The sequence below is a fragment of the Ruminiclostridium sufflavum DSM 19573 genome, assembly GCF_003208175.1.
Classification (GTDB): Bacteria; Bacillota; Clostridia; order Acetivibrionales; family DSM-1351; genus Ruminiclostridium; species Ruminiclostridium sufflavum.
In genome coordinates, this window is the sequence record NZ_QKMR01000010.1 from 161329 (window position 1) to 172915 (window position 11587).

The 11587-nt window shown below is 39.9% G+C and carries 10 protein-coding genes and 1 pseudogene; 3 read left to right on the forward strand and 8 right to left on the reverse strand.

Annotation, left to right across the window (positions count from 1 at the left end; genetic code table 11):
* Window positions 1-98: 98 nt before the first annotated feature.
* The 5 genes from LY28_RS10035 to LY28_RS10055 all read right to left on the reverse strand — a co-directional run bounded on the left by LY28_RS10035 (window position 99) and on the right by LY28_RS10055 (window position 4705).
* Window positions 99-938, reverse strand: coding sequence for an energy-coupling factor ABC transporter ATP-binding protein (locus LY28_RS10035; protein ID WP_110462047.1), 840 nt, complete (start codon window positions 936-938; stop codon window positions 99-101).
* 58 nt (window positions 939-996) lie between these two features.
* Entirely contained in the window at window positions 997-1557 is a 561-nt protein-coding gene (locus tag LY28_RS10040; RefSeq protein WP_110462048.1) for a tryptophan transporter, read from the reverse strand.
* A 314-nt stretch (window positions 1558-1871) separates the two neighbouring features.
* Window positions 1872-2471, reverse strand: a complete 600-nt coding sequence (locus LY28_RS10045; RefSeq protein ID WP_110462049.1) for an HD domain-containing protein — start codon at window positions 2469-2471, stop codon at window positions 1872-1874.
* A 78-nt stretch (window positions 2472-2549) separates the two neighbouring features.
* Window positions 2550-3800 (reverse strand): coproporphyrinogen-III oxidase family protein, encoded by a 1251-nt coding sequence (locus tag LY28_RS10050; RefSeq protein WP_110462050.1) that lies wholly within the window; start codon window positions 3798-3800, stop codon window positions 2550-2552.
* A 26-nt stretch (window positions 3801-3826) separates the two neighbouring features.
* Complete coding sequence (locus LY28_RS10055; RefSeq protein ID WP_110462051.1) at window positions 3827-4705, reverse strand: helix-turn-helix domain-containing protein; 879 nt, start codon at window positions 4703-4705, stop codon at window positions 3827-3829.
* A 127-nt stretch (window positions 4706-4832) separates the two neighbouring features.
* On the opposite strand from LY28_RS10055, the gene LY28_RS10060 reads away from it, so the two are divergent.
* Genes LY28_RS10060 through LY28_RS10070 form a run of 3 tightly spaced genes read left to right on the forward strand, consistent with a single transcriptional unit; the run spans window position 4833 to window position 7776 of the window.
* Complete coding sequence (locus LY28_RS10060) at window positions 4833-6002, forward strand: iron-containing alcohol dehydrogenase (protein WP_110462052.1); 1170 nt, start codon at window positions 4833-4835, stop codon at window positions 6000-6002.
* 12 nt (window positions 6003-6014) lie between these two features.
* Window positions 6015-7055: an SDR family oxidoreductase gene (locus LY28_RS10065; protein ID WP_110462053.1), complete on the forward strand. Its 1041-nt coding sequence runs from the start codon at window positions 6015-6017 to the stop codon at window positions 7053-7055.
* A complete protein-coding gene (locus LY28_RS10070) occupies window positions 7018-7776 on the forward strand; it encodes an SDR family NAD(P)-dependent oxidoreductase (protein ID WP_242981209.1) in 759 nt (252 codons plus the stop codon). Before LY28_RS10065 ends, LY28_RS10070 begins: the two co-directional genes overlap by 38 nt.
* 238 nt (window positions 7777-8014) lie before the next feature.
* Here LY28_RS10070 and LY28_RS19530 read toward each other — a convergent pair.
* The 3 genes and pseudogenes from LY28_RS19530 to LY28_RS19535 form a co-directional block, all read right to left on the reverse strand.
* Window positions 8015-8218 (reverse strand): annotated as a pseudogene (locus LY28_RS19530) (dockerin type I domain-containing protein); the annotation flags it as partial.
* Between the two features lie 819 nt (window positions 8219-9037).
* A complete protein-coding gene (locus LY28_RS10080; protein ID WP_110462054.1) occupies window positions 9038-10162 on the reverse strand; it encodes an AraC family transcriptional regulator in 1125 nt (374 codons plus the stop codon).
* 141 nt (window positions 10163-10303) lie between these two features.
* Entirely contained in the window at window positions 10304-11362 is a 1059-nt protein-coding gene (locus LY28_RS19535; RefSeq protein ID WP_110462055.1) for an alpha/beta hydrolase-fold protein, read from the reverse strand.
* Window positions 11363-11587: the final 225 nt, after the last annotated feature.

Consider the following 11587-nt stretch of genomic DNA (forward strand, 5'->3'; position numbering starts at 1 on the left):
TAACCTCCATTTTAACTGTCATTTCTTTCACTGACCAAAAAAGCCTATAAATATATTCCCATAGCTTTTATCGTACTATGGCTTGACGTAATAGCCCATTAATAAATTATCCTTTTTACCATGATTTCAGCCTCGCCTATATTAACGGGCACATCGCCTTTGTACAAATTCTTCTCAATGAGCCTGCCTGCCAAGGTTGCAACTCTGGGACAATTTACTCCTATATTCCTCAAAAGACCGGTATCCTTCAATACCTCCTGCGGAGTTCCATCTAAAAATATCCGGCCTTCGTTTATTATCATTAAGCGCTTTGAAAATTCACTGAGCAGCATAATTTTTTGTTCTACAACTATAATGGTAATTCCCATTTTTTCATTAAGCATACGAAGCATATTAAAAATCTGGAGACTGCTTTGAGGATCAAGCTCGGCCGTAGGCTCATCAAGGACCAATATATCAGGCATAAGCGCAGCCACTGCCGCTATTGCTACCTTTTGCTTCTGCCCTCCGCTCAAGGTGCTTATATTCCTGTATCGCAAATCTTCTATACCCACCATTGCAAGCATTTCAACCATCCTGCTCTCAATCCTGTCATGGGGGACACCAAAGTTTTCAAGTCCAAAAAGCAATTCATCCTCAACCACTGACGATACCATTTGTCCGTCAATATCCTGAAAAACGCTCCCGACTGTCAGTGCAAGCTGTGACGGCGACGCTTCAACAGTATCTAAGCCGTTTACATTTACTTCTCCGTAAAAATCCCCCTCAAAATGATGCGGGATAATACCGTTCAGCGCATATGTAAAGGTAGATTTACCTGCTCCGCTGTTACCTATAATTCCTACAAAATCACCTTTTTGTATGGATAGGCTTACTCCGCTCAAAGCAAAATTTTCACTTTCCTTATACTTAAATGAAAAATCCTTAAACTCAATCATATTTTCACCGTTTCTGATAACATATAGAGTATCCGTATAAATACCGGAGCTTCAAAACTTAGCCTGCTTTAGCTTCACCTCTGCCTAACGCCAGCTTTAGCGGTATATATAATATCTGAACAATTATTGAATTTAATACGGCTGTACCAAAAATAATTGTAATAAATACTCCTATAGGAATGGTTGCCACACTTGCTCCCGCATAAAATGCCGCATAAAGTACGCTTATAAATGTAAAGCCGCTGGCTAATGTGCTTATAAAAGTGCAGATTACAGGTTTTAAAGAAAACCTTCCTATTTCCATCGGAACATACATAAGCAACGCCATAACTATTGCTCCCACAGGCTCACTAATCAGGTTTATATAAGGTGTCCCCGGGAAAACCTGACATAAGGCACCCGCTAAAATACCGATAATTACTGCTTCAATAAATTTAGGCCTTATTAAAAGTATGGCTAAGCAATACATGGCAATTATAAAATTAGGCTTCATTACCGTAAACATTGAGCCCACAAAGAATTTTAGCACCGCCCCTACTGCCAGTAATACTCCGACCAAAATAACATCTGAAATTGAAAGACCTGATTTTTTCTCTTTAAGGACAACTCTTTTTTCCATAAAAAAACCTCCACAAATAAATTAGCAGAGGTTGGAAGTTCTGTAGTTTAAGTAGCAATGCAAGCCGATAATGGCAGCACAGCTATTTTAGTTTTTAAATTCAAGCAATAAAGCTTGAACTGCGGCAGGCATTAAACCACAAGCCTTGCCTCTTCTCGTCTCGTCCAGTCTCATCTCTTCTCATCTCTACTTATAAAGAATATAGCATTTCAGACAGGTTTTTGTCAATATATAAAAAATAACAATACTGCTTTCGTTTACCTGCTTCTGTGCTTCTCTTTCTTCTTTTTGCTTTTCAAGCTCCTATCCTCCTGCTATCTGCTTTTTCCCTCACTCAGATATGTAGCCTGCAAATCGGCTATATGCAGCAGGACTGCAAACGGAAACTGTTCGTAAGCATGGCTCAGGCTGTAGGAGCCCCCCCTGACGGCGTCATCGAAGCCTCCCATGTGCCACCTTATTGCTATTGACTCCTCTCTTGTCAATCTCATAAAGCCGGATATAATATATACCGATTTTTCACCATGCCCATAAGGTAGCTTATCATTAATTATATAGGCAGGTACTTTCTGCCATACTCCGTTTTCATCTTTTTTATTTCTTAACTCCACATCATAGAAATCGACTTTACACAAATCATGCAGCAGGCCGCATACTGCAACCTTTTCCTTTTCCTCCGCTGCTGCGGTTTCAAAATCGGGAAGGCCGGTCTCGGCACAATATACAGCTGCAAGCCGCTTGAACACATTAATGCTGTGAGAGCAAAGACCTCCCTCACATGCCATATGGTATCTTGTAGAAGCAGGTGCGGCAAAAAAATCCGACCCTTCCAGCCACAATAACAGTTTTTGAGAGCCTTCCCGCTTTATATATTTATTAAACAGTCCTATAAATTCATTCTTAAACTCATTCATTTTTATGTATTCTCCCTTCTTATACCTGTAGCCTCATATGATTTATGATAATTACCGTCCGAGATTAAGCCAATCTCATCATTTTAATATCATCTCTTCCGGAAAAGCAATTTTCCCTGATACATTCCACATTTTATCAATATATGCCGTAGTATATGTCTGCTCTATGTAATGGTACAAATAAGCTGCCCTTTCAGAAAGAGCGTAATAATCCTCCTTTTTATGAATAAGCCCCAAAAGCTCCAGCAAACGAAACTCAAAGCCATACATCTCATGCAGAGGCTTTCCGATAATTTCTTCAAATTTGTCAGGGTAAATCCTCATTGAATATGCACTCCAGAACAAATAGTATACAGCACGCTGCCTCCTTGTAAAATTCAATGTGAGAGATGTGGGAAGGCAATCTTCCTCGGTTCTGCTTATGTAATCTTCAATTGAGAAGGTATTAATTTTAAAGCTGTCCTTTAAAAGTGTTGCCGCCGAAACTCCAAGCCCTAAAAAATTATCCCTTGTTACCGATGAGTATTTTTTTGTATTATGCTTTGCAAAGGTCCATACAGAGGTTCTGACGGCATCTATGCTTTCACAATATTCAGTTATTTCTTTAAGCATATCCTTTTTTACCCTTTCAGGCATAGGCTTGTACCTGTTATCGGCAAAGGTAAAATCAATAAACGGATAGGTTGATATCTGGGTTGCACCATTGTCAAATGCAGTTTTTATATCATCTGTTATTATTTCACCGGTTTGACCGGGTATCGCAAAAATCAGGTCAACATCAACTGCATCAAAGCCCGCCTTTTTGACAAGCCGAAGTCTTTCAACAAAGGAGTCTCCGCTTCTTCCCAGCTTTCTAAGACACTTTTCCTCAAAAGATTGAAAGCCTATGCTTACCATTGATACCCCTGCTTGTTTCAGTCTGTTCAGATTATCCTGCGTAATATCCTCAGGATGAAGCTCAACACCAATCCCTTCCTGAATGATGAAATATGTCCTGAGCTTTGCGATTATTTCCTCTAAATGCTCAAGCATCAAAACAGGTGTGCCTCCGCCAAAATATAAGCTTGTAATTCTTTTCTTCTTGAGCCTTGTTCCCACTAAATCAATTTCCTTCAGTAACGCTGTCTTGTAAGCGGCAGCCGTTTCCGGACAGAAAATCACCTTGCAGTAAGGACAAAAGCCGCATAGGGATCTGCAAAAGGGAATATGCACATACAGCCCCATTGTTTGCAGGTCTTCTAACTCCAACCGGTCTGAATACCTATTTGTAAAATGAAATGGTTTAAAAGAACGCGTCAGCCAGATTCTCATTAATGAAGTAAGTAACATGATCTCTCCTATATCCGATAAATTTTTCAGGTCCTTATCCTGTTATTTTTTCTGAACTGCTTCGGCGTTACCCCCTTACATGCTTTAAACACCTTAATCAAATGACTGCAATCGGAAAATCCCGTTTCCTGACTGATATAATTCAGGTCGCAGTCAGTAAATATAAGAAAATCCTCTGCCTTGCTGACACGGATATATTCAATAAAATCTTTACAGGACTGACCATACAGCTCTTTAAATCTTTTTGCAAAGTATGAATAGCTCATGCCGCATTTTTCGGCTATTTTTTCAACCTTCAGCGGCTCTGCGGAATGCATATCAATGTATTCGCTGATTGTATGTATAGATTCATTCTCATTTTGGACCTTTTTTATCTTTGTTGTATCAAAGCCTCTATTTCTCCAGTATCTCAATATTTTCATGAGCAATATATACAGCAGCGCATTAAGCAGCATGTCATACCCGTAGTCCTTTCGGTGCATTTCCGATAAACAGCTTTTGAATATATTTTTTACATCAAGTACTTTTGTATCTTCTGACGGAATATAAATATTGGCCTTCTCAGAATTTCTCGCTGTATTGAAAAGCAGACTCATTTTAGGTGAATACTCGGTTGTAAGTCTTAGTCTGTTAATATCAAATTTGATTACCGCATACAAGGGAGGCTCACCGCTATCCGCATAAATTGAATGGATGGCTTTTGAATGAATTACTATTATATCATCTGTATTAAGGTAATAAACATTATTGTCAGAATAAATCTTCAATCTCCCCTTGAGCATATATATTATTTCCATAAAATAATGCCAATGGGGCTTAACCGGGAAAACCTCTTTTTGTGAATCAAATACAAAGCACTCAATAGGAGAAACCAGCGTATTACTTTCTTCGAATAATTTTTTCATATGTACTCCCAGAATAGATTTTTACAATTTTCATATAATTTTTATTATAGCATTTTTTTTGTAAACTGTTATGCTATATTTGTATTTTATAGAATTAATACATTATTTTGTTTCAAGGAGGCATATTATGAATAATTTCAGTTTTTATAGTCCTACTAAATTTGTCTTCGGAACCGATTCAGAATCAAGGTGTGGCTACCTTGTCAAGGAATTTGGCGGCACAAAGGTTTTAATTGTTTATGGCGGCGGATCAGTAGTACGTTCAGGACTTATGGACAAGATTAAGCTTTCTCTTGCAGCTGCGGGTGTCCACTTTTCCGAACTTGGAGGAATAGTACCTAATCCCAAGGATGATAAGGTATATGAAGGAATTGACCTTTGCAGAAAAGAAGGGGTGGATTTCCTTCTTGCCTTAGGCGGCGGCTCTGCAATTGATACTGCAAAGGCTATAGCTGCGGGAGTTCCTTACGGCAGCGACTTTTGGGATTTTTACAGCGGAAAAGCCATCATACAAAAGGCACTTCCCGTTGCTACCGTTCTGACAATTGCGGCTGCCGGCAGCGAAGGCTCAGGCGACACTGTAATTACAAGAACAGATGGCAATTTAAAAAGAGGAGCAGGAAGCGACCTTCTTCGTCCTGTTTTTTCAATACTGAACCCGCAGCTTACAGCAACACTTCCTGCCTATCAGACAGCTTGCGGAGCCGCAGACATTATGGCTCATGTTTTTGAAAGATATTTTACAAACACAAAGGATGTTGAAATCACAGACCGCCTTTGTGAAGCAGTATTGCTAACCATGATTAACGAAGTGCCTAAGGTCATGAAAAATCCTGATGATTATCAGGCAAGAGCAAATATTATGTGGGCAGGCATGGTTGCACATAACAACTCGGTTGGAGTGGGAAGAAGCCATGATTGGAACAGTCATGGCATCGAGCACGAGCTTTCAGCCATGTATGATTGTGCACACGGTGCCGGATTGGCGGTTATAATGCCGGCCTGGATGGCTTATGTCATGAAGCATGATGTTATGCGTTTTGCACAGGCAGCCGTAAGGGTATGGGGCTGTGAAATGGATTTTGGAAATCCTGAACGTACTGCTATGGAGGGCATTACGAGATTTAAGAATTTCCTGCATTCCATTGGGCTTCCTGTCTCGTTCGGTGAGCTTGGTGCAAAGGAGGAAGATATTCCTCTGATGGTACAAAGCTTTGGTATAGGAGAGGGAAAAACCGGAGGCTTTGTGGCTCTCGGAAAAGATGATATTGACGCAATATACAGATTGGCACTTTAAGGAGGCACAGAAATGAAGATACTACTGATTGGCGGTACAGGAACCATCAGCACTGCAATATCAGAAAAACTTATCGAAGAAAAGCATGAGCTCTATCTCCTAAACAGATGTCAGAAAAATATTTCTCTGCCTCAAGGCTTCCGTTCAATTTGTGCTGATATCAATAACGAAGTAGATGTGGCTGAAAAGCTTTCAGAAATGGAATTTGACTGTGTTGCTGACTTTATTGCCTTTGTACCGTCACAGCTGGAAAGGGATTACCGGCTCTTTAACGGCAAAACAAAGCAGTTTATTTTTATCAGCTCCGCATCAGCATACCAGAAGCCGTCTTCCAACTATGTTATAAATGAAGGAACGCCTCTTGCAAATCCTTACTGGGAATATTCACGCAGCAAGATTGCCTGCGAAGACTATCTGATGAAAATGTACCGTGAATACGGATTCCCTGTGACAATTGTAAGACCCAGCCATACTTACTGTAAGGCATCAATCCCTCTTGGCGTTCATGGTAAAAACGGAAGCTATCAGGTCATAAAAAGGATGCTGGAAGGCAAGCCTGTTATACTTCACGGGGATGGTACTTCACTTTGGACAATGACCCACAGCCTTGATTTTGCGAAAGCATTCTCAGGCCTGATAGGAAACCTTCATGCCATTGGAGAAGCTGTTCAAATTACTTCGGATGAGACGCTCAGCTGGAATCAGATTTACAAATCAATTGCCAATGCGCTGGGAGTTGATTTTAAGCCTTTTTATGTGGCGTCTGATTTTCTGGCAAAGGCAGGAGCTTTCGATTTTGAAGGAAGTTTGATTGGTGACAAGGCTAATAGTGTTGTTTTTGACAATAGCAAGCTAAAAAAGCTTGTCCCCGGATTTCAGGCAGCTATAAGGTTTGACACAGGAATAAAAGAATGTGTCGATTATATTATGAGTCACAGAGACTGCCAGCGGGAAGATCCCGAATTTGACGGATGGTGTGACAAAGTAATAAATGCCTTGGAGGCTGCTCTGAATTTTGTTAAGGAAAGCGGTGAACAGAATGACGGATGTTAAAGGAAAATGGGCTTTTATCACAGGTGCCTCAAGAGGGATAGGCTACCTGACAGCCCTTTTTATGGCCTCAAAGGGCTGTAATCTTATTCTTCATGCAAGAAAAAAAGAAATTTTAGAAAGACTGTCCAAAAAGGTTGAAATCTTTGGTGTCAGGACTTATCTTATAGAAGCTGAACTATCTGATCCTGATGCTGTTGAAGCAATGCTGGCGGAAATTGACGATACAGGGCTACAAGTGGATTTTGTTCTGAATAACGCGGGTATTCAGGTTGCACACAGTACAGAGTGGTTTGAAACTCCTTCTGAGGACTATGACCTGAGCTTTCGTGTCAATACCATCGCACCGATTATGATTTGCTATCACTTTATGCCCAAAATGATTAAGCATGGTTTTGGCCGTATTGTGAATACCAGCAGCGGTATCAGCAAAGAACCTCAGCAGGGACCTTATTCAGCTTCAAAAGCTGCGCTGGACAAAGCAACCAAGGACTTGGCAACAATAGTTGAAGGTACAGAGGTTATGATTAATCTCGCTGATCCGGGCTGGTGCCGCACAGATATGGGCGGATCGAATGCGCCGAACAGTCCGGAAAGCGTAATCCCAGGAATCTGCGCAGGTGTATTTTTAGACGACCGAAAAAGCGGACGTTGGCTCAGTGCACAGGACTACTGTGGTCTTACAATAGAAGAAGCTGTTGAAAAGGCCATGAGATTAACATGATGTCTCTTATATCTTTAAAAAGCAGTTTATTAAAATTATAGAAACTCCTTGCGTGAGATATGTATACTATTCTATAGGATATATCCTTGAGAAAGGTAGAGCTGCACTTGAAGCATACAGCTTTACCCTATAAAGGGTTTAAAAGCCAATAACTGCATTTGTGCAGTTATTGGCTTTTATATATTATATAAGCTTTTGTCCCTCAGGCAATTCCGCTTTTAGCCTGACATTAACAGTATTAATTACTGGGCAGCTTGTCTATAATGCCAAGCAAGTACTTCTTCATAATTGCAAAGTCAATAGCATCTACCGCATTGTCAGCGTTTAAATCCAGAACCTTATTATAGCTGCCTCCCGCATTAATCAAATATTGCTTTAAGCCTGCAAAATCCAATGCATCAATATTTCCGTCATTATTATAGTCACCATATTTTATTGTTGGAGAATCAGAGCCGAAAAAGTTAACCTTCTGCATTTCTGCCCATATAGCATCAGCCGCTGCAACACTTCCGGCTGTAGTGGGATGTATGCCGTCCGATAATATGTATTGTGAATATTTTCCATCGAAAGCAGGTCTTAAATCAAGGAAATATCCTTTTGGTGATGTCGAATTTGTCACAGTCTCCTGAATTATAGGTCTCAATCGGGTAAGGTTTGGATTCAGAGTACCTGCGAGGCTTCCCTGCGCATCAGGATAAAACAAGTAAAACAACTTAACTATACCGTCACTTTCCATTTGCTTAATTAAGGTTTTGAAAGAACTGGCAGCTCCGTCAACACTGCCCATCATACAGTCATTTCCGCCTCCGTCCATGATAACGTACTTTATCGTGCCTGCATTCACACCATTTTTGTACTGTGTGGGAATTGTCGGTGATATCCCTCCATTGAGCATGGTTCCGCTTACGGAATTATCCTTGAAATGGTCATTAGCATCCAATATGCCCGCTTTTTTTGCATTTTCCTCCAACCTTTTTGTTATTTCCTTTGATAATGCCAGAAAAGAATCTCCTATTACAAGAACCTCGCTCCCCTTAATTTTGTCCGCAGCTGAAACCTGTACAGGTGCTGCAATCCCCCCGGTTATGGCACATACAATTGCTGCTGCCGCAAACTTAACAAACATGTTTTTCAACTTCATTGCAAATCTCCCCCTCGTAAAATTTAGAAAATATAGCCTTATTTTCTAATATATTTATACCATAATGATTTTTCATTATCTTGACATATTGGGTGGAATAAATTGATAAAAAAAGCTATTTTATTTAGCCATATAATTTAAAGCCATATTTTGTTTTTCCTTCCTATACTTGCGAGGCGACATTCCAACCTCCTTTCTAAAGCTATGGGAAAAATAATCCGAGCTGCTATACCCTGACAGAACAGCAATTTCCTCTATCCTAAGGTTTGTTTCCGTCAAATATGTTTTCGCCTTATCAAGCTTTATACAAGAAACAATTTCACTGAAGGTCTTTCCCGTAACCTCGCTGAGACACTTTCCAAGATATGACCGTTCATAATGAAATTCCTGTGCCAATTGCTCTAAGGTCAATGAATTCCAGTAAATCTGTATATACTTGTATATTTCTGGAAATATACCATAAAAGGGCTTTTTCTTCTTGGGCAAAACACAATCAGAGCTTTCAATGCCCCTGATAATATATGTACAGAGAATTTGAATATAGCTGCAAAAAACATCCTCCGAATATGTATCTCCCGATATAAACTCATGAAACAAATGCTGAAAAATAAAGCGCAGATCTCTGTCCTTCTGAACACTGCACATAAGATAGTTCTGTTCCTTATTATCAAAGCTTTTATGAAGAAATAACGACAATACACTGTTATGCTTTAACAGGCCGAAAAAGGCTTTCTGAAAAAGGCTTTCATCTATTGACACCATTAATATCACATCGGCATCCGTATGATAAGAGCAGTAATTTCTGCCGGGCAAGGTTAAAAGCAGATGCCGTTCTTTCAATTCATATTGCTCATCATCTATTGTTAATTTAACACTGCCTTTTAACACATAAGTAATTGCATATACGTTTCCGGTATAATATTTTTCAGAATGATAGCAGTTTTCTCTGAAAACCATAGCCGAAAACTGCATTGGCACATGATATATATTTTTTTTTGCTTCCGGCGGCAGCAGATACGTGATATTTACCGGAATGTCATCTATAAGGCGGCAAAGTTCCTCAATATCATCAAGATTCCAGCCTAAAAAGTCAGGAGGCGGCATGTATGCTGAAGTTCTCCCATTTTCCTTCAAAATCAGGACAGCTTCGAATAATGTCAGCTCACGGTGCTTTTCATCATAATATTTTTTTATTATTTGATTTATATCTTTGATTTTTACATAATCACAATTATCCTTTTCCATATAATTCTCCCTGCATTATAATGGCTGACGCAGATATAACCCTTATAGAACCAAGCAATAATCCTTTTATGCTATCAAGGATATACCTGCATGTATATCCTTGATGGCAATTATAAATCTTGCTTATCCTGTTAATAATTTTCAGCTTGCCGGAAATACAGCAATTGTCCCCAGCAGGTATTGCTTCATAAGGGCAAAATCTATTGCGTCAATAGTACCGCTGGCATCTACATCCGCCAATTTTGTGCTTGTGATGGTCTCCTGCCCCAGAAGGTGTTTTTTAATTGCTACAAAATCCAGAGCATCTATCTGCCCGTCTGAATTTATATCACCTAACTTGTATTCCGGATTATCGATATCTTTAAAAATCAACTGGGAGTATTGATACAGGCTGTCCTTCCAGAAAGTAAAATCGTGATTGCCGGAAGCACTATACCATGTATGCGGAACATTCTTCTGAGCCAAATAATTATGTACTCCCTGTGCGGTACTATATAAGCCATCCTGTTCACCGCAGCCTATCCATATTACTTTCATTTTTGAGGCAGCCTCGGAAGGATTGGGGACCATTATGCCTGGAGAATATGTATTGGGTGCCGGAGAAAAACCTCCTGCATAAGCAAAATAATCCATATACTTCAGTCCAAAATTCAAGGCTTGGCCTCCTCCCATTGACAATCCGCCAATAGCTCTGTTGACACGGTTGGTAAGTACCGGATAATGGGCTTCGACATATGGAATTAGGTCATTTAACAAATCATATTGAAAGTTCTCAAAAGCGGCTACCTTGTCAGCCGAATAAATATCGCCAACCGCTCTGTCATCTGCCATGGCACGGCCGTTAGGCATTATTACAATCATCGGGCTAAGCTTTTTTTCTGCATAGAGGTTGTCCAGTATTACATTGGGGCTTCCTCCGTTGTACCATTCGGTATGATCTCCTCCTATGCCATGCAGCAGATATAATACATTATACTTTTGGCCGGTTGAATACCCCGGAGGAGTATACACCATTGCCTTACGGTCAGTACCTGTTGTTTTTGAATGATAGGTTATTGTTGTAACATTGCCATGGGGAATATTGCTTTTGTAGCTGTCAAATCCTGATGGCGGTGCGGCAAAGGATACTGTGGCTGCAGCAAAAAAAACTGTCAGAAATGTCATTGCCGTTCTTAGTAAGCGGCGAAACTTCCTTGTCATTACTATACCTCCTCTTAATTGGTAAATTATAAAAAATACATATCAAAATGTACTTTTCCATTGTTTAACTTATATTATAATATATGTTTTCATAATTTGCGCTATTTTTTTAAGTATTATCTGCGGGTACAGTCATGACCACCCGTAAAACGGGTGGCTTGTGCTAGCCCTATAAGGGCTTGTTACCGGCTAGCGCCTAAAGACGCTGGCTTTCACTTTGTTCAA